The sequence below is a fragment of the Kribbella catacumbae DSM 19601 genome (assembly GCF_000372465.1).
Taxonomy (GTDB): Bacteria; Actinomycetota; Actinomycetes; order Propionibacteriales; family Kribbellaceae; genus Kribbella; species Kribbella catacumbae.
In genome coordinates, this window is sequence record NZ_AQUZ01000008.1 from 95,194 (window position 1) to 112,046 (window position 16,853).

A 16,853-nucleotide genomic window follows, 5' to 3' on the forward strand; every position below is an offset into this window, starting at 1 on the left:
GGCGTTGCGTCTCTATGGGGATAGATGTCCTAGGGGGTGCAAAATGTTGGCTCGACCAGGCAACAAGTTGGAAAAGTTGCTCAGCTGTACCTTTTGGTGAAGACCTGCCTGCCCTCGGCGTCGTACATGGTGAGGGTGATCGGATCCTTGAGGCCGCGGAGGCGGTCGGGTGTGTAGACGCGAGCCGCCCAGAAACCGCCGGCCTGCCGGGCATCGCTGTCCTGACCGAGGCCCTTGAGCCGGACCCGGGTGACTCCCGGCGGGAGCTTGCCGGCATAGCTGTAGCGCAGTCCAAAACAGGTGTCGACTTTTCCGTAGTCGTTCCCGTAACCGTTGCGGTAGGTCCGTGGAGACGCCGTGCGACAGCCGTGGGCCCAGTACTGGACGATCTCCGTCTCGCGCGTGATGATCCCCTCGTTCACCACCGCGGAGCCGGTCCCGCCAGTGGGTACGCCGTCGACCGGTACGCCGGCCACGCAGTACGCGTACTGCGTTCCGTCGGGCGACTGGCGGACGGTCATCGTGCCGTCCTCGTCGGCTACTTCGAGCACCTTGGTGGTCCAGTACGTCGCTACCTGACGGGTCCAGGGGTGGTTCCGCGCGGTGCCGGCGTAGTTGTCCGACAGCGAGCACAGGTCGGTGTGGGCCGGCGCCGCCCGGTCCGGCGCGGGCGCATCGGCAGCCGGAGGTGAAGTCTCCTTGAGGGCGGCGCCGACGAGACTGGCGACGACGAGTGCCGACGCCGCCACCAGCGCGATGGCGCCGGAGGTCATGGCGCGATGGGTCCTGGCCCGCCGGCGGCCGGCCGTGGCCAGGGCGGCCGGGTCCGGAGTGAACGGGTCCCGGCGTTCCGAGGCCGAGTCGAGCAGGTCGTGGAGATCACGAGTCGTCATGCGGTCCCCCTTCCGATGGCGGTGAGGTCGTCGAGGTCGGCGAGGCCCGGATGGGCTCGCAGTTTGTCGAGGGCGCGCAGGGTCTGGCTCTTCACCGTGCCCGGGCGGACGCCGAGCGCATCGGCGGTCTCCTCGACGGAGAGCTGGTCGAAGTACCGCAGGACGACGCACGCCCGCTGCCGGGGTGGCAGCCCGGCGAGGGCCTCGCGGATCACCATCCGGCTTTCCAGCCGGCCGAGCGGGTCGGCCGGGTCGGCGGTGGCGAGGAACTGGCTGCTGTCGCTGACCACCTCGCGGCTCGACTTGCGGCGCAGCGCCTCCAGCGTTGTCGTCACCACGACCTTGCGGGCGTAGGCCTTCAGTCCCGGCTGGTTCTGCATCCTGGGCCACAGCCGGTACATCCGGATCAGTGCTTCCTGGGTCGCGTCTTCCGCCCGGCGCCAGTCCCCGCACAGCAGGTACGCGGTCCTGCACAGCGCGTTGGCGTGATGGGTCACGAAGTCGATGTACTCCTGCTCCGAGTCGCCCACCAGCCTGGTTCCTTTCGCCGTCGTCCCCCTAACAATGCTTTGAGCACCGGGTCAGGTTGCACGGCGGCGAAAGGTTTCTGGATCAGCGGCTGAAACCGGCGGTGAGGCCGCTGAGGAGCTGGCGGCGGCCGAGTGCGTAGAGGATGACGATGGGCAGCGTGGTGAGGACGACGGAGGCGAGTACTGCCGGGACGTTCACGGAGTACTGGCCCTGGAAGGTCCACAGGGCCAGCGGCAGGGTCCGCTTCTCCGGGCTCTGGGTCAGGATCAGCGGCAGCAGGAAGCCGTTCCAGACGCCGAGGCCGTTGTAGATGCTGACGGTCACGAGCGCCGGCCGGGTCAGCGGCAGCGCGAGGCCGCGCAGCATGCCCCACTCGGTGGCGCCGTCGGCCCACATCGCTTCGAACAGCTCCTTGGGCACGTCGCGGATGAAGTTCGTCAGGACCAGCACGGACAGCGGGATGGAGAACGCGATCGACGGCAGGATGATCGCGAGCAGGCTGTCGTACAGCTGCATCCGGATGATCAGCAGGTAGACCGGGATGATGGTGGCCTGCAGCGGAATCGCCAGACCCATCAGGAAGAGCCCGTTGACGCCGGCCAGGAACCGGCCGCCTGCGCCACGGACGATCGCGTACGCCGCCATGAACGAGATCGCGACCGCGGGCAGGATCGTGCCGGCCGTGACGATCACGCTGTTCAGGAAGTACCGCGGGAAGTCGGACTCGATCACCAGTTTGTAGTTCTGGATCGTCGGGTCGGCCGGCAGTGCGAACGGGTTCTGGGTGAAGAAGCCGGCCTGGTCCTTGAAGCTGGTGATGACGATCCAGTACAGCGGGATGAGGACGATGACGAGCCACAGCCAGCCCGCCGTACCACCGAGCCAGTTCCGCCGGATCAGCCGCATCTCACACACCTTCCTGCTGGCTGGCCGTCGTACTGCCGCCGAGCCGGCGGAGCAGGAGAGCCAGTCCGAGACCGATCAGGACGAGCAGTACCGCGATCACGCTGGCGGGGCCCATCAGATTGGCCTGGAAGCCGCGTTTGTACATGTCCAGTGCCAGCACCCGGGTCGCGTCGCCGGGGCCGCCCGCGGTGAGGACGAAGATCAGGTCGAAGAAGGTCAGTGAGCCGACCACCATCAGTGTCGACGAGGTGATGATCGTGTACTTCAGCTGCGGGACGGTGATGCTGAAGAACTGCTGGAGCCGGTCGGCGCCGTCGATCGAGGCGGCCTCGTACATCGTGGCCGGGATCTGCCGGACGCCGGCTTGGTAGATCAGCGAGTGGAACGGGATGAACTGCCAGGAGACGACGAAGATCACCACGCCGAGCGCGAGGTTGCTCTTGCCGAGCCAGTCCTGGGCGAGGAAGTCCAGGTGCAGACCGGCGCCGAGCCCGAAGTTCGGGTCGAGCAAAGCCTTGTAGGTGATGGCGATCGCGGCCGAGCTGAGCAGGAGCGGGACGAAGTACAGGACGGCGAGCAGGGCGCGGTACCGCTGCCGGCCGGCCAGGAAGACGCCGAGCAGCAAGCTGATCGGTGTCTGGACCGCCCAGGACAGGATCATGATCTCGAAGGTCACGAACAGCGAGTGCGGCAGGCCGGGATCGCTGAGCACCGAGCGCCAGTTGGACAGCCCGGCGGTGTGGATGGAGCCGAGGCCGTCCCATTGGGCGAAGCTGAGCAGCAGCACGCCGGCCAGCGGGACGACCCCGAACACCACGAAGATCGCGAGGGCGGGAAGGGCCATCCATGCGACCGAGCCGCTCCGTCCGGCGCGGGTGGTCGTCCGCCCGGCGACCGGTGCGGCGGACGGAGCGGCAGTCACTTGCCGATCACCCCGTTCATGCTGTCGGCGAACTGCTGGGGTGAGATCGAGAGCTGGAACAGCTTGGCGATGTTGTCGAGCAACGCCTCGGCGGCGGCCGGACTGAGCGCCTGGTCCCAGGACTGGGCGAAGTTCCTCGCGTTCGCCGAGGTGTCGTAGACGAACTTGAGCCACTCGGCGTCGTTCGTGTCGGTCACCGAAGAGAGCTTGTCCTTGGCGCTCTTCACGACCGGGATGTTGCCGGACTTCACCCAGGCGTCGACCGATGCGTCGTCCAGCGTGGAGGTGGACAGGAACTTCTTCGCGACGTCCTTGTCGGCCTGGCTCGCCTTGGAGGAGATCGACAGGTACTGCCCCGGGTTGCCGACGGTGTCGGACGGGTCGCCCTTGCCGCCGTCGACCGGCGGGAAGTTCATGTAGCCGAGATGGCCGTCGGTGACGAACTTGCCACCGGAGGTCTTCATGTTGCCGTAGGTCCAGGCGCCGTGCACCATCATCGCGGCCTTGCCGGTGAAGAGCAGCGCCTGGTCGGCGTTCGAGTCGGCGGTGATGGACGAGAAGCCCTTGATGAAGCCGTTTGCCTTGATCAGCTTCTGCATCTCCTCGAGCGCCTTCAGCGCGGACGGATCCGACCAGCTGTTCGGCTTGCCGTCGAAGATGTTCTGGAAGACCTCGCTGCCGCCGATCCGGTCGAACAGGAACTCCAGCCACATCATGTTGGTCCAGCGCGACTGGCCGCCGAGCGAGAACGGCGCGATGCCCTTGTCGTTGAACTTGGGCACCAGATCCAGGATGTCGCCCCACGACTTCGGCGGTTCGGCGCCGATCTTCTCGAACGCGGTCTTGTTGTAGAACAACACGATCGGCGTCGTCGTCTCGACCGGCATCGCGTAGATCTTGCCGCCCACCGTGGCCGCGCCGAAGGCGGACGGGAAGATCGAGTTCTTCAGCTCGGCGTTCTGGTCGAACCAGCTGGTCAGATCCTCGACCTGGTTGGCATCGACGTAACTCTTCAGGCCGCCGCCGCCCCAGCCCCAGATCAGCGTCGGGCCCTGGCCGGCCCCGATCGCGGTCTTGATCTTCTGCTTGAACGCGTCGTTCTGGAACTCGGTGGTCTTCAGCTGGGTGCCCGAGTTCGCGTCGTTGAACCGCTTGACCTGGGCTTCGCGGATGGCCTGCTGGGGCTGGCCGGTGAGGAACCAGTACGTCGCGCCGGTACCGGTCGCGCCGCCGGTGGTCGAGCCGGGCGTGCTCTTCGGGCCGGAGGAGCCACAGGCGGCGAGGCCGGCCGCCATTGCGGCGCTGCCGGCGGTCAGGCGAAGGAAATTGCGCCGAGATGTCATCATGTTTCGTAACGTAGATTTCGAGGGTGTCGCTGTCAAGATCTTGAATACGACGCATTTCTGAGTGAGATTGACTCCTATGGATGGCCGATCAATGCCGAAACATTTCGAAAACTCTGCCTGGCAAGATCTCTCGCTAACAGCCGAGGAGCGGGCCGAGCGGCTGCTGCAAGCGATGACGCTGGCGGAGAAGGTGGCCCAGCTCGGCAGCCGTTGGGCCGGCAACGACATGGCCGAGAACGAGCGGCCGGCCGAGGAGCAGCTCAACGTCGCGCCGCTGCAGGACGTCTTCGCCGCGGGTGGATCCGCCTCATTGGAGGAAGCGAGCAAGCACGGACTCGGCCATCTCACCCGGGTCTGGGGAAGCGTTCCACTCTCCGTGGAGGAGGGCACGGCCGAGGTGATTCGCCAGCATCGTGTGGTTCTGGACGGGTCGCGGCTCGGCGTACCGGCTCTGGTTCATGAGGAGTGTCTGACCGGATTTACGGCGTACGGGGCAACGGTTTATCCGACGGCACTAGCCTGGGGTGCGACCTTCGATCCCGGGCTGGTCGAGCGGATGGCCGCGGCGATCGGTCGCGACATGGCAGCCGCCGGAGTTCACCAGGGACTGTCGCCGGTGCTCGACGTCGTCCGCGACTATCGCTGGGGGCGGGTCGAGGAGACTCTCGGTGAAGACCCTTATCTAGTAGGGATGTTGGGCTCGGCGTACGTTCGCGGGCTGCAGAGTGCGGGCGTGATCGCAACGCTCAAACACTTCGCGGGCTACTCCGCGTCGAGGGCGGGCCGCAACCACGGGCCGGTGTCGATCGGGCGGCGCGAGCTGCTCGACATCATCCTGCCGACCTTCGAGCTGGCGATCTCGACCGCCGGGGCCGGCTCGGTGATGAGTTCGTACTCCGACCTGGACGGCCTGCCGGCCAGCGCGGATCCCTGGCTGTTCACCCAAGTACTGCGAGAAGAATGGGGCTTCACCGGCACGGTCGTGTCGGACTACTGGGCAGTGCCGTTCCTGGCCAAGATGCATCGGGTCGCCGCCTCCGCCGATGCCGCCGGCGCGATGGCGCTTGCCGCAGGCACCGATGTCGAGTTGCCGGACGCAATCGGCTTCGGCGCCGGGCTGATCGAGCGGGTGGAGTCGGGGGAGATCTCGGAGGAGCTGGTCGATCGCGCCGCGCGCAGAATCCTGCTGCAGAAGGTGCAACTGGGCCTGCTCGATCCTGACTGGACTCCCGAAGGCTCGGTCAAGCCCGTCGAGCTCGACTCCGCGGGCAATCGAGCACTGGCGCTGGAGGTCGCGGAACGCTCGATCGTGCTGCTCGACGCCGGGACTTCGCTGCCGCTGGATCGCCTTGCCCCGCGGAAGATTGCGGTCGTCGGGCCGTGTGCGTCCGACCCACGGACCTTGATGGGCTGCTATGCCTTCCCCAATCACGTCCTGCCGCGCTATCCGGAGCTCGGACTGGGCATCTCGGTGCCCTCTCTGCTTGATGCCTTGGGCAACGAACTGGAGGGGGTGGAGCTCGTCCACGAGCACGGGAGCGCTGTGCTCGGGGACGATCGATCGGGTTTCGCGGCGGCGGTCGACGCGGCCCGCGATGCCGACGTGGTGATCGCTTGCGTCGGCGACCTGTCCGGTCTGTTCGGTGAAGGCTCTTCCGGAGAAGGCTGCGATGCCGAGGACCTGCGACTGCCCGGCGTACAGGACGCGTTGCTGGCGGCGTTGTTCGACACCGGTACGCCGGTCGTCGTGGTGGTCGTCTCCGGCCGGCCTTACGCACTGGGTGAGATCGCCGGGCGGGCCGCTGGATTGGTTCAAGCCTTCATGCCCGGGCAGGAAGGCGCGGCCGCGATCGCCGGAGTGCTGAGTGGGCGAGTGGTGCCCGGTGGCAAGTTGCCGGTGCAGATCCCTCGACAGGTGGGCGGTCAGCCGGGGACCTATTTGCAGCCGCCGCTCGGAAGTGTCGAGAGCGCGGGCATCAGCGGGCTGGAAGCGGTGCCGCTGTTCCCCTTCGGGTACGGGGCGTCGTACACGACTTTCGAGGTGAGCGACTTGCGGCTGGACACTGCCGAGATCGCGACCGATGGTGAGTTCACGGCGAGCGTCCGGGTGCGCAACACGGGTTCTCGGGCGGGCGACGAGGTGGTGCAGCTCTATCTGCATGACGTCGTGGCGCAGGTCGCGCGGCCGTTGAAGCTGCTGACCGGCTTCGCCCGGGTGTCGCTCGAGCCAGGCGCGGCGGTGGAGATCGCGTTCCGGGTGCATGCCGACCGGTTCGCTTACAGTGGGTCCGATCTGCGCCGCATCGTCGAAGCCGGCGACATCGAAGTACTGGTGGGGACCTCGTCGGCCGACTTGCCGTGCCGCGCGACCGTGCGGGTCACCGGCGAGACGCGGGCGGTCGGGCACGATCGTACGATGGTCACGCCTGTCGAGGTCCTGACGGCAGGCCAAGCATCGTGAGGGGGTGTTGCGTTTGACCGGCCGGGTCACGTTGGCCACCGTCGCCGCCACGGCTGGGGTGTCGATCGCCACGGTCTCCAAGGTTCTCAACGGGCGCAGCGACGTGTCCGAGTCGACGCGCGCCCGGGTGCAGGAGATCCTCCGCGAACACGAGTACGTCGGACGCCGGCCGGAGCAGGTCGAGCGGATCACGATCGAGTTGTTCTACCAGGGCTTCCTCAACAGCTACTCGGTCGAGGTGATCCAGGGCGTGGTCGAGGCCGGCCAGGTGGCCGGCGTGGACGTCGTCCTGGGTTCGCACCCGCACCCGCCGGCGTCTCGCAGTACCGGGCGGGCGGCGCAGTGGATCCGCGAGCTGACCGCGACCGGGCGGCGCGCGGCCATCGGGATCACCTGCGAACTGACCGAGGCCGATCTCGCGGCGCTGTCCAGGGCGAGGCTTCCGTTGGTCGTCGTCGACCCGATCAGCATCGCGCAACCGGACGTGACGAGCGTGGGCTCGACGAACTTCGCCGGCGGGATGGCCGCCACCGAGCACCTGCTGTCGCTGGGCCATCGGCGGATCGCGTACCTCGGCGGCCCGCCGAGCTCAGGCTGCAACCAGGCCCGGATGAACGGCTTCCGCGGCGCGATGGAAGCCGCCGGCGCCCCGATCCCCAAGGACTACGTCTGGCTCCGCGAGTTCCTGTACGACGACGGCCTGGCCGGCGGAGCCGCCCTGCTGGACCTCCCCGAACCCCCGACCGCGATCTTCGCCGGCAGCGACGAGGTGGCCCTGGGCGTGATGGAAGCCGCCCGGGCACGCGGCCTCCGAGTCCCCGAAGACCTCAGCATCGTCGGTTTCGACGACACCCAGGTGGCCCGCCTGGCCTCCCCGCAGCTGACCACGATCCGCCAGCCCCTTCGGGAGATGGGCGCCGTCGCACTCCGTACGGCCCTGCAGTTGGCGGCCGGCGAGAAGGTCGACTCCCACCACGTCGAACTGGCCACCCGCTTGATCCCGCGCGACTCGACGGCCGAACCCGCCCGCGTTCCGGTCAGCTGACTTCGCGGGGTGTTGGTCAGCTGACCTTGCGGGGAGTTGCGCCCGGGCCCGGGCGGAAGGCGACCTCGCGCGGGGTGGGGGTGTGGCCGGCGGCGCACTGCATGGTGACGCTGACTTTCGCGCCGCAGCCCCGGTGTTCGGGCATCAGCGGTGGGCCGTTGTCCAGCGGGAGGTACTGGTCGCCCCACTGGACCAACGCCACCAGGACCGGGTAGAGGTCGAGGCCGGCCTGGGTCAGGCGGTACTCGTAGCGTTCGCGCTGGCCGGGGATCCGGTAGGCCTCGCGGCGGAGCAGGCCGCGGTCGATCAGAGCAGTCAAGCGGTCGGTGAGGACCTGGCGGGGGATGACCGCGCGGGCACGGATGTCTTCGAAACGGCGAACACCGACGAACACCTCACGCAGGACATGGAACGTCCACTTCTCGCCGAGGATCTCCATCGTGCGGGAGATCGTGCAGTTGTCGGTGGACCAGTGCATGGCCTCCGGTACCGCCTGGGTAGCGCTCATGATGCGAGGATAAGTCTACTTGACAGACTCAGCCAAGTGACGGAGTCTGAATCCGTGAATCAGACTCAGGTAGTTGAGCCGGTCGGTGGGGTACGGACGGGTGGGCTGATCCTTCGGCGGGCGGGCCATGCCGACGCGGAGTCGCTGTCCGGGATGCTGTGCGAGCTGTCTGACTGGAGCCTGTACATGCGGTTCCAGACAGCCGTCGGGCGGCCGCCGCGGCCGACCCTGCTGGAAGGGATGCTCGACCCGAACGGCGCCGCATGGGTGGCCGAGCGCGACTGCGAGGTGGTCGGGCACGCGATGTGGGCGTGGGTCAAAGGCGCGACCGTGCCGACCGCCGAGCTGGCGTTGATCATCGCGGAGTCGGAGCAGCGGCGCGGGCTCGGCGTACGGATGGCGAGTGAGGCCGCGCAGCACGCGCTGGCCGCGGGCGCCGCTCAGCTCCTCGTCATGGTCAGCGCGATGAACGACAAAGTACTGCGGATGGTCCGCCACCGCTGGCCGACCGCGACGGCGGAGCGGGACGGTTCGCTGATCAACTTCACCATCCCTTCCACATACCGCTTCTAACCGGTGGGAAGCTGCCGAGTGTCGATCAGTCGCTGGGCCACGTCGCGGAGCTTGGTGTTGGTGTCCTGCGAATAGCGCCGCAGTACTCCGAACGCGTGGTCGCCGTCCAGATCGAAGCGCTCCATCAGGATGCCCATCGCCTGTCCGACCAGCTTGCGGGCGTCGACCGCCTGCGCCATCGTCGCCTCGCTGCGCGCGTTGGCGACCGCGATCGAGGCGTGCCGGGCCAGGATGTGCCCGACCGCCAGGTCGTCGGAGTCGAAGCCGTCCGGCTGCTCGCTGAAGAAGCTGAGCACGCCGACCGGCTGAGCCGGCATCAGCGGGAGGTGCAGAACGCTGCGGATCCCGATCGCGCAAGCCATCGCCGCCCACTGGGGTGACCATCGATCATCGGTCGCGGCATCTGCCACGATGACCGGCAGCCGGTCGTGCAGGGTGGCCAGCAACGGACCTTCGCAGGTATCGATCTGCAGTTGGTAGAGCGCCGCGAGCACGGGATCCGTCGCCGCCGCGATCACCGGCTGGCCGTGCTCGATCAGCACCACCCCGGCGTACTTGCAGGACAGCGCGTGCAAGGCGAACTGCACCACGGTGTCAACGGTCTCTCCGATGCCGCCGGACTCATGGAGTTCGACGGCCAGTTGCGCGAACGCATCGGCCGTTGGGCGCTGTGCGCTCATCAGCCTTCCTCCTCTGACGGCTGTGCTGCCGGCCGGCGGGCGCCGGTCCGGCGCTGGATGGCATGCCGTACTGCGGTCGCCTGCTCGCCGAGGTCGGAGATCAGCCGGGCCAAGCGGGGGTGATCCTGGCCCAGGCCTTCGCCGGCCCGGGTCAGCGGATCGAGGAGTGCGGTGGTGTCGTCCTTGCCGAGGGCGTCGTGAATCCGCTGCACGCTCGCCTTGGTCGGGTCGTCGAGCCCATCGAGCGCGGCGACCTGGCCGGCCAGCGCGCGCAGGTTCGCGGCGTTGTCGCGGGCCCAGTCCGCGAGGGCCCGCTCACTCGCGCGTTCGTCGCGAGCGGCCTGAACCCGTTGCTCGCCGGTCATCGCGGGGTCGCCCTCGTTGGGTTTGAGCCGGAGGTAGCGGCGCTCCGCGGCCTGGCGGCTGGCGACTCCGAGCGCGGGCGCCAACTGGGCCCAGCTCGCTCCCCGGGCCCGCGCGGCGTGGATCAGGGTCGGCTCCCAGCCGGTCAACTCGTCCCTCAGCTCGCGCAGCCGGGCCAGCGCCTCGATCAGCTCGGCCGGATCGGCGCCGGTGTCGAGCCGGCTCATCGTCGCGTGCACCGACGCGAGCGACCAGGCGACGTCGTTTCTGGGGCTGTCCGCGGCCATCGGACCTCGTTCGAAGGTAGCAGTCGTTTCGAAGTGACAGCCGAGTCTAGACGCGTCAACGGATCGACGACAAGCGTTTCCGTCATCCATGCGATGACATCAAATCTCCCACTACTTTTCGGGGCGCTCAGCAGGCAAGCTGGAGAGGCGTCCCGGAGAGAGGAATCGCAGATGACTGCCGCACTCGCACCGCACGGACTGCACCACGTCACCGCCATCGCGGAAGACCCGCAACGCAACGTCGACTTCTACACCGTGGTCCTCGGGTTGCGGTTGGTCAAGCGGACCGTCAACTTCGATGCGCCCGACACCTACCACCTGTACTACGGCGACGAGTCCGGCCGGCCGTCGACGCTGCTGACGTTCTTCCCGTGGCCGGGTGCCGACGCGGGCCGGCAGGGCACCGGGCTGACCACGGCCACCGCGTTCAGCATTCCGCCGGAGGCGCTCGGCTGGTGGCAGACGCGGCTCAAGGAGCTGGGCGTCGACGCGGACGACCCGGTCGCACGCGCCGATGAAGAGGTACTCCGGCTGCGCGATCCCGACGGCTTGGTGATCGAGCTGGTCGCCTCCGACGGCGACTCGCGATCCGGCTGGGACGGCGCGTCCGCAGTACCGGGTGATCAGGCGATTCGTGGGCTGTATTCGGTGACGCTGACCGAGCGCGAGCTGGAGCCGACCGCGGAGATGCTGGCCGGGATGCTGGGGATGGCGTACGGGCACAACACCTCGGACCGCACCCGGCTGGTGATGTCCGGCGGTCAGGACGGTACTGCGGTGGATGTCCTTCCCAGTAAGGATTCTCGCGGCCTGCAGGCGGCCGGGACCGTGCACCACATCGCCTTCCGTGCACCGGACCGGGAGACGCAGGCGCGCTGGCGGCTGGAGTTGCTGGAGGCCGGCGTGAACGTCACCGAGATCATCGACCGGCAGTACTTCACCTCGATCTACTTCCGCGAACCCGGCGGAGTCCTGCTGGAGATCGCCACCGATCAGCCCGGCTTCACCATCGACGAGCCGCTGCTCGAACTCGGCCAGCACCTCAAACTGCCGCCGTGGCTCGAGCCGAATCGCGAGCAGATCCAGAACTCCCTGCCGGCCCTCCGCGTCCCATCCCGATGAACGCCACACTCGACCGGCCACACGTCTGGCAACCAGGAGCCGGTACTCCGCCGCTGCTGCTCCTGCATGGCACCGGCGGCAACGAGCGCGACCTCCTGCCGCTTCGCGAGCACATCGCCCCCGACTCGCCGGTGCTGTCGCCACGCGGCACGGTGCTGGAGCACGGGATGGCACGCTTCTTCCACAGACATCGCGAAGGCATCTTCGACGAGGACGACCTGCGTGCTCGTACGGACGAGCTGGCCGCCTTCTTGTCGGCGGCCGAGCAGAAGTACGGCGTACCGGCCGGCTCTTGGGTTGCGGTCGGCTTCTCGAACGGGGCGAACATGGCATCGGCCATGTTGCTGCAGCACCCGGAGTCGCTGGCTGGAGCTGTGTTGCTGGCGGCAATGGTCCCGTTCGCCGACGAAGGTCCCGAGGATCAGGCGCTGAATGGCAAACGCGTGCTGATCGTCAACGGCAACCGCGACCCGATGGCCACAGCCGAGCAGACCCAGACGCTCGCCGCCAATCTACGGCGGCGAAGCGCCGAGGTCGAAGTACTGGGCTTCGCGGGCGGTCACATCATCGACCACGACCAGCTACCGAAGATCAGGCAATTCGTCAGCTACTGGTGAATGTGTTGCACCCAGTCGGCCGGAACAGCGCCGCCGGGGGCCGGCTGGTCGACCGGGTGGTGTCCCGGGGGAGCCAGTTCCGGGCCGTCGACCATTTGCTCTGTGGTGTAGTCCCAGAACCAGTCTTCGCCCGGCTCGTAGGACTGGATGATCGGGTGGTTCGCCGCCGCGGCATGGGCGCTGGCGTGCTGCTCAGGCGAACTGTCGCAGCAGCCGATGTGTCCGCACTCCGCGCAGCGGCGAAGATGGAACCACCAGCCGCCGGCGTCCGTGCACTCGACACACCCCGGCCCCGAAGGCGTGACCTCAGGCCGGATTCCGGTGATTTCCGTCATTCAGCAACCCTCTCATTCGCCACCCCCCCAAGCCACCCCACACCCCCAAGCCACCCCAAACTCCGAGCCAACGCCAACCTTGAGCACCCGCCAGTCGCCTACCGAGCGATCGGCCGACTGCCGCGCGCCCAAAGTCGAGCCCCTGCGGACCTCGAGCCGACTTAGAGCACAGACCAGTCGCCTACCGGGCGATCGGGTGACTGGCGGGTGCTCAAAGTTGCTGGGCGGCAGCGTGGTGCGGCCCCGCCGCCCGCCTGAACCCCGAACTCGATTAGAAGCGAACCGCCGTTACTGGGTGACCCACGGCCGCCCGCCCTGGCGATGTACCCCGAAGGCCCGGATCTTGGGCACCGGCCAGTCACCTGCCCGTCCGTACGACGGCTGGGCGGTGCTCAAAGTGGGTCGTGGCGATTGCTGGCTCAGCGGGCGTTGGACGAGCCGGCGCAGCTGCTCTTCGGGTGGGGGCACGAGGGGTTCGGGCCGCGTCGGCTGGAGCCTGGGGAGCGGAGACGCCGGTGAGCTCGGGGTTGCTCAGCGCCGGCGGGTTCGGTGGTGCGAGCCGGACGTGGCACGCGTATGCGTTGGGGTAAGTGTTGCCACGGGCAACGGATCAGCGGCCGGTGCTGTTCAACTCCTGGGGAGGCGACCGGCTTCGCCTACGGCCTCACCCTTGAGTTGACCGGCGACTACGCGAGCCAGCTCACCCGGCTGACGCGCCTCTGACTCGCCTCGACGACGATGGTCCTGGCCGGATCCCAGGTGGTTGAGTCGAGTCGGCGGGTGAGTTGGAGCCAGCCGGTTGGCGAGTCGGTGATCACTACCCAGGCGTCGGGACCGCCGGCGAGGAACCGGCGGGCCTGCCGCAGCCAAGAGGCTGCGTGCTCAGGCCAGTCGACCACGTCGAGTACTACGCCGTCCGCCGCCTCCCAGGCGTCGGCGATCTTGGCGGCTGAGGCCAGCGAGAATTCGTCGCGCGACGAGCCGACGACGACCGAGTTGGCTGCTCGCTGGGTGAGCATTCGCAGTACTGCGTCCGTGGGGTCTTTCACCTCGGTTGAACGTTGTTGTGAGCCGTTTTGTGAGTCGTGTCGATTTCGGGGTGGGAAGTTCGACGCTGGGGTGTGGCGGCCGATCGGGCCGCTCAGGCGAGAGGTGAACGAGATGTCGTTTCAGGCGTACCTGGACAAGATCGAGGAGAAGACCGGGCTGACCCCGCGGGCGCTGGTCGAGCTGGCGCGGGAGCGTGGGTTCGAGGGGCCGGACACGAAGGCGGGAGCGGTCGCGGACTGGCTGAAGGAGGACTACGACCTGGGGCGCGGGCATGCGATGGCGCTCGTGCACGTGATCAAGAACGGGCCGAAGATCAGCGCCAAGCACGTCGGGTCGACCGGGGTGCACCGCGATGCGTCGGACACCCTGTGGCTGGACGGCAAGGCCAGCGATCCCGCTCGCAAGAGCTGAGCCACGTGCTTTGAAACACACCTGCCTGGCCCCCCTCGGCGTGACAGGCTGCTGACCATGATCACCTGTGTTGTGGAGTACGTCGTCGACTCGGGCAAGCTCGACGCCTTCGAGGAGTTCGCCACCCGCTGGATCGCGCTGGTCAACGAGCACGGCGGCAGCCATCACGGGTACTTCCTGCCGTCCGAGGGGTCCAGCGACAAGGCGCTCGCGCTGTTCAGCTTCCCGAGCCTGGCCGCGTACGAGCAGTACCGGACGCTGTTCGGCACCCATCCGGACTTCATCGAGCTCGACAAGTTCCGCGCCGACACCGGTTGCGTGATCCGCTACGACCGGAGCTTCATGCGCCCGGTCCTCGGCTGACAGCCATGCGCACCTGGATCTGGCGGCTGCATACCATCAGCTCGGCGGTGATGGCGGTCTTCATCGTGCTGCTGCTGATCATCGTCCAGCACACCAGAGGGGCCGAGTGCGATCCAGGGACGGCTTGTAATCCGCACGGGTTCCTGACGATCTTCGTCGTCTTTGCGGGCGTGGTGCTGGCCGGCCCGTGTCTGGTGGCCTGCTTTCTCAGCAGGGTGCGCAGTGAGAGCGGCCCAGGACTCGGTCTGCTGGCCTCGATCCTGTTGCTGGGCTTCACGGCCGATGGCATCCATGGCTCGCCGGGCTGGTTGACCGTACTGACCTGGGTGCTGGGCGGCTGGTTCCTGATCCTCAGCGTGGCTGGTCTGGCTCTCTTCCGCAGTGCCCGGCCGGGCGTCGACTGAGCAGCCCTGCCGACCGGGGCGTTAGGGCCGGGGAGGCGCGGCGGTACGGTACGACGGTGGATCAGGAGGCGCGGGAGAAGCTCTCTCCCCGGGACAAGTGGATCACCATCTTCGGGCGCAAGCCGGTGCTCGAGGCGCTGAACGATCCCGCCTTGTCGGTGGCGAAGGTGGTGGTCGCGGACAACTCGGGCGGCCAGACGCTGGACGACATCCTGAAAGCCGCGAAGCGAACCGGTACGCCGGTCGAGCGCGCGACGGCGTCCCGGGTGAAGTGGCTGGCCGGCAACGGCAAGCACGACCAGGGCGTGGTCGCCGACGTCGACGCGCCCCGGATGACACCCCTGGCCGAGTTCGTTCGCGCCCGCGGCAAGCGGCCGACGAACGTGTTCCTGCTCGACGGCGTCACCAACCCCGGCAACGTCGGCATGATCCTGCGCACCGCGACGGGCGCTGGCATCGACGGCGTCATCCTCCCCCGAGCCGGTACTCCGCACGTCGGCCCGCTCGTGATCAAGGCCTCCGCCGGAGTCGCGTTCCAGGCGCCGATCGTCAACGTCGCCACGGCCAAGGCAGCCGTCAACCTCCTCACCGAGGCGGGGTACCGCGTCTACGGCCTCTCGGCCCGCTCGCGGAAGTCGCTGTTCAAGGCTGAGCTGGCGCCACGCTCGGTGTTCGTGCTCGGCGGCGAGACGAACGGCATCACGGTCGGCACCGACGAGGACCTCCAGATCCCGCTGCACGCGGGCGTCGAGTCCCTGAACGTCGCCGTAGCCGCCGCCATCGTCGCCTTCGAGGTCACCAACCGCGACTGACACCGCTGAGGTCACCAACCGCGATTGACGCCGCTGAGGTCACCGACCGCGGCTGACACCGCTGAGGTCACCGACCGCGGCTGACAACGTCTAGCGCGATCGGCAGGTTGATCCGGTCCCGCGGCTGCACCCGACTGCGGTCCCGGCGGGTTCTAGCCCTTGCCGGCGCTGAGCGCTCGGGCTGTCTCGGCGACTTGGGCGAGGCGGTGGGCGCGGGCTGATTCGGCTGGCGTGAACGGTTCGCCGGGGCGCGTGAAGACATAGAGCCCGCTCCACGGTGACGGGATCTTGAGGATCGTCCCGTCTGGCGGCAGCGCCTTGCCCTCGTACTCCTTCGGGTCAGTGATCAGCTGAGCACCGAGCAACTCGGCCACCGCGTGCGGAAGCTCCGCCGGATCCGCGACGACCTGCGCTGACAAACTCAACGCCGTCGTCTGCCCATCGACCAGGGCCAGCGTCGTAGTCGCCCACACGTGCACCTCGCGCCCACCCGCCGCCGCGACGATCTCCAGCAACTCGTCCGGCCCGACGCCCTCCGGCGTGGAGACGACCAGCTCATCCCGTACGCCGTCGTGCACCGGGTGGACGTGCAGCCCCAGGATGTTGGCATCCAGCTCGGCAAGCCCGTGGGTGAGCTGCTCCAGGTCACCGGCCCGGTCGTCGAGCGTGACCCGGATCCGCCAGAGCGACGGCGCTTGCTCCAGTCCCGCGTGGGTGTGCCGCCGGAGCCGATGACCGGGCGCGTGCAGCCAGGTTCGCAGCAGCCGCATCGTCGACGGCTCGATCACCCAGATCGCCAGCGCGGTGGTGGTGATCGCCAGCAGGCTCACCGTGACCAGGTACGGCGGATGGATAGCGATGATCGCCGCATGCAGAGCCAGCTCCACCGGAAAGATCGCCGCGAGCTTGGCCAGCGTCAACCGAAGCCGCGCCGGATGCGGCATCCGCCCACACACGTCACACGCAGTACCAGCCGAAACCGTACTCCGAAGCGCCCCCGCCCCACCAAGCCCACCCGCCTTGCGAAGCACGCCCGCCCCGCCAAGCCCACCCGCCTTGCGACGCGCATCCGCCCCACCAAGCCCACCCGCCTTGCGACGCGCACCCGCCCCACCGAGTCCGCCCGCCCTGCGGGACGCGCCCGGACCACCTAGCCCACCCGCGCCACCAAGCCCACCCGCCCCGCGGGGCGCGCCTGCGCCGCCGTGCCCACTCGCCCTGCGG

Annotated in this window: 20 protein-coding genes; 9 read left to right on the top strand and 11 right to left on the bottom strand. The window is 68.2% G+C overall.

Annotated features, from left to right (window positions below):
• Positions 1-80: 80 nt before the first annotated feature.
• The 5 genes from A3ES_RS0111095 to A3ES_RS0111115 all read right to left on the bottom strand — a co-directional run bounded on the left by A3ES_RS0111095 (position 81) and on the right by A3ES_RS0111115 (position 4,598).
• Positions 81-893: a DUF2721 domain-containing protein gene (locus A3ES_RS0111095; RefSeq protein WP_020386877.1), complete on the bottom strand. Its 813-nt coding sequence runs from the start codon at positions 891-893 to the stop codon at positions 81-83.
• Positions 890-1,423, bottom strand: coding sequence for a SigE family RNA polymerase sigma factor (locus A3ES_RS0111100; protein ID WP_020386878.1), 534 nt, complete (start codon positions 1,421-1,423; stop codon positions 890-892). Before A3ES_RS0111100 ends, A3ES_RS0111095 begins: the two co-directional genes overlap by 4 nt.
• Positions 1,424-1,505: 82 nt before the next feature.
• Positions 1,506-2,330, bottom strand: coding sequence for a carbohydrate ABC transporter permease (locus A3ES_RS0111105; protein ID WP_020386879.1), 825 nt, complete (start codon positions 2,328-2,330; stop codon positions 1,506-1,508).
• Position 2,331: 1 nt separating this feature from the next.
• Entirely contained in the window at positions 2,332-3,252 is a 921-nt protein-coding gene (locus A3ES_RS0111110; RefSeq protein WP_020386880.1) for a carbohydrate ABC transporter permease, read from the bottom strand.
• The gene (locus A3ES_RS0111115; protein ID WP_026162763.1) at positions 3,249-4,598 is read right to left on the bottom strand and encodes an extracellular solute-binding protein; all 1,350 of its coding nucleotides are present in this window, start codon (positions 4,596-4,598) and stop codon (positions 3,249-3,251) included. Before A3ES_RS0111115 ends, A3ES_RS0111110 begins: the two co-directional genes overlap by 4 nt.
• A gap of 91 nt (positions 4,599-4,689) precedes the next feature.
• Here A3ES_RS0111115 and A3ES_RS0111120 point away from each other — a divergent pair, with 91 nt between their 5' ends.
• Entirely contained in the window at positions 4,690-7,059 is a 2,370-nt protein-coding gene (locus tag A3ES_RS0111120) for a glycoside hydrolase family 3 N-terminal domain-containing protein (protein ID WP_020386882.1), read from the top strand.
• A gap of 4 nt (positions 7,060-7,063) precedes the next feature.
• The gene (locus tag A3ES_RS0111125; RefSeq protein WP_020386883.1) at positions 7,064-8,104 is read left to right on the top strand and encodes a LacI family DNA-binding transcriptional regulator; all 1,041 of its coding nucleotides are present in this window, start codon (positions 7,064-7,066) and stop codon (positions 8,102-8,104) included.
• A 16-nt stretch (positions 8,105-8,120) separates the two neighbouring features.
• Here the strand turns inward: A3ES_RS0111125 and A3ES_RS0111130 are convergent, their stop codons facing one another.
• Positions 8,121-8,612, bottom strand: a complete 492-nt coding sequence (locus A3ES_RS0111130) for a winged helix-turn-helix transcriptional regulator (protein WP_020386884.1) — start codon at positions 8,610-8,612, stop codon at positions 8,121-8,123.
• Positions 8,613-8,666: 54 nt separating this feature from the next.
• Between A3ES_RS0111130 and A3ES_RS0111135 the strand changes: the two genes are divergently transcribed.
• Positions 8,667-9,185, top strand: a complete 519-nt coding sequence (locus A3ES_RS0111135) for a GNAT family N-acetyltransferase (protein WP_237744915.1) — start codon at positions 8,667-8,669, stop codon at positions 9,183-9,185.
• Here the strand turns inward: A3ES_RS0111135 and A3ES_RS0111140 are convergent.
• Positions 9,182-9,865 (bottom strand): GAF and ANTAR domain-containing protein, encoded by a 684-nt coding sequence (locus A3ES_RS0111140; protein WP_020386886.1) that lies wholly within the window; start codon positions 9,863-9,865, stop codon positions 9,182-9,184. The genes A3ES_RS0111135 and A3ES_RS0111140 overlap by 4 nt on opposite strands.
• Positions 9,865-10,515: a hypothetical protein gene (locus A3ES_RS0111145; protein WP_020386887.1), complete on the bottom strand. Its 651-nt coding sequence runs from the start codon at positions 10,513-10,515 to the stop codon at positions 9,865-9,867. The genes A3ES_RS0111140 and A3ES_RS0111145 overlap by 1 nt, the downstream gene beginning before the upstream one ends.
• Positions 10,516-10,686: 171 nt before the next feature.
• Here A3ES_RS0111145 and A3ES_RS0111150 point away from each other — a divergent pair, with 171 nt between their 5' ends.
• The gene (locus tag A3ES_RS0111150; RefSeq protein WP_020386888.1) at positions 10,687-11,637 is read left to right on the top strand and encodes a ring-cleaving dioxygenase; all 951 of its coding nucleotides are present in this window, start codon (positions 10,687-10,689) and stop codon (positions 11,635-11,637) included.
• Positions 11,634-12,254 (top strand): alpha/beta hydrolase, encoded by a 621-nt coding sequence (locus A3ES_RS0111155; protein ID WP_020386889.1) that lies wholly within the window; start codon positions 11,634-11,636, stop codon positions 12,252-12,254. The genes A3ES_RS0111150 and A3ES_RS0111155 overlap by 4 nt, the downstream gene beginning before the upstream one ends.
• Here the strand turns inward: A3ES_RS0111155 and A3ES_RS0111160 are convergent.
• Together A3ES_RS0111160 and A3ES_RS46910 are read right to left on the bottom strand one after the other, a co-directional pair.
• Positions 12,245-12,589, bottom strand: a complete 345-nt coding sequence (locus tag A3ES_RS0111160; protein ID WP_020386890.1) for a UBP-type zinc finger domain-containing protein — start codon at positions 12,587-12,589, stop codon at positions 12,245-12,247. The two genes, A3ES_RS0111155 and A3ES_RS0111160, sit on opposite strands and share 10 nt — an antisense overlap.
• A gap of 686 nt (positions 12,590-13,275) precedes the next feature.
• Positions 13,276-13,638, bottom strand: a complete 363-nt coding sequence (locus A3ES_RS46910) for a hypothetical protein (protein ID WP_157630455.1) — start codon at positions 13,636-13,638, stop codon at positions 13,276-13,278.
• Positions 13,639-13,750: 112 nt separating this feature from the next.
• On the opposite strand from A3ES_RS46910, the gene A3ES_RS0111170 reads away from it, so the two are divergent.
• Genes A3ES_RS0111170 through A3ES_RS0111185 form a run of 4 tightly spaced genes read left to right on the top strand, consistent with a single transcriptional unit; the run spans position 13,751 to position 15,629 of the window.
• Positions 13,751-14,050: a DUF4287 domain-containing protein gene (locus A3ES_RS0111170; protein WP_026162764.1), complete on the top strand. Its 300-nt coding sequence runs from the start codon at positions 13,751-13,753 to the stop codon at positions 14,048-14,050.
• A 57-nt stretch (positions 14,051-14,107) separates the two neighbouring features.
• A complete protein-coding gene (locus A3ES_RS0111175; RefSeq protein WP_026162765.1) occupies positions 14,108-14,413 on the top strand; it encodes an NIPSNAP family protein in 306 nt (101 codons plus the stop codon).
• Between the two features lie 5 nt (positions 14,414-14,418).
• The gene (locus A3ES_RS0111180) at positions 14,419-14,817 is read left to right on the top strand and encodes a hypothetical protein (RefSeq protein ID WP_020386894.1); all 399 of its coding nucleotides are present in this window, start codon (positions 14,419-14,421) and stop codon (positions 14,815-14,817) included.
• A 56-nt stretch (positions 14,818-14,873) separates the two neighbouring features.
• The gene (locus tag A3ES_RS0111185) at positions 14,874-15,629 is read left to right on the top strand and encodes a TrmH family RNA methyltransferase (RefSeq protein WP_020386895.1); all 756 of its coding nucleotides are present in this window, start codon (positions 14,874-14,876) and stop codon (positions 15,627-15,629) included.
• 152 nt (positions 15,630-15,781) lie between these two features.
• Here A3ES_RS0111185 and A3ES_RS46915 read toward each other — a convergent pair whose 3' ends face one another.
• Positions 15,782-16,573 (bottom strand): ACT domain-containing protein, encoded by a 792-nt coding sequence (locus tag A3ES_RS46915; protein ID WP_020386896.1) that lies wholly within the window; start codon positions 16,571-16,573, stop codon positions 15,782-15,784.
• Positions 16,574-16,853: the final 280 nt, after the last annotated feature.

Coding starts and splice junctions, on each gene's coding strand:
- A3ES_RS0111095 (WP_020386877.1), bottom strand. CDS start 893: ATGACGACTCGTGATCTCCACGACCTGCTCGACTCGGCCTCGGAACGC.
- A3ES_RS0111105 (WP_020386879.1), bottom strand. CDS start 2,330: ATGCGGCTGATCCGGCGGAACTGGCTCGGTGGTACGGCGGGCTGGCTG.
- A3ES_RS0111115 (WP_026162763.1), bottom strand. CDS start 4,598: ATGATGACATCTCGGCGCAATTTCCTTCGCCTGACCGCCGGCAGCGCC.
- A3ES_RS0111120 (WP_020386882.1), top strand. CDS start 4,690: ATGCCGAAACATTTCGAAAACTCTGCCTGGCAAGATCTCTCGCTAACA.
- A3ES_RS0111130 (WP_020386884.1), bottom strand. CDS start 8,612: ATGAGCGCTACCCAGGCGGTACCGGAGGCCATGCACTGGTCCACCGAC.
- A3ES_RS0111140 (WP_020386886.1), bottom strand. CDS start 9,865: ATGAGCGCACAGCGCCCAACGGCCGATGCGTTCGCGCAACTGGCCGTC.
- A3ES_RS0111145 (WP_020386887.1), bottom strand. CDS start 10,515: ATGGCCGCGGACAGCCCCAGAAACGACGTCGCCTGGTCGCTCGCGTCG.
- A3ES_RS0111150 (WP_020386888.1), top strand. CDS start 10,687: ATGACTGCCGCACTCGCACCGCACGGACTGCACCACGTCACCGCCATC.
- A3ES_RS0111155 (WP_020386889.1), top strand. CDS start 11,634: ATGAACGCCACACTCGACCGGCCACACGTCTGGCAACCAGGAGCCGGT.
- A3ES_RS0111160 (WP_020386890.1), bottom strand. CDS start 12,589: ATGACGGAAATCACCGGAATCCGGCCTGAGGTCACGCCTTCGGGGCCG.
- A3ES_RS0111170 (WP_026162764.1), top strand. CDS start 13,751: ATGTCGTTTCAGGCGTACCTGGACAAGATCGAGGAGAAGACCGGGCTG.
- A3ES_RS0111175 (WP_026162765.1), top strand. CDS start 14,108: ATGATCACCTGTGTTGTGGAGTACGTCGTCGACTCGGGCAAGCTCGAC.
- A3ES_RS0111180 (WP_020386894.1), top strand. CDS start 14,419: ATGCGCACCTGGATCTGGCGGCTGCATACCATCAGCTCGGCGGTGATG.
- A3ES_RS46915 (WP_020386896.1), bottom strand. CDS start 16,573: ATGCCGCATCCGGCGCGGCTTCGGTTGACGCTGGCCAAGCTCGCGGCG.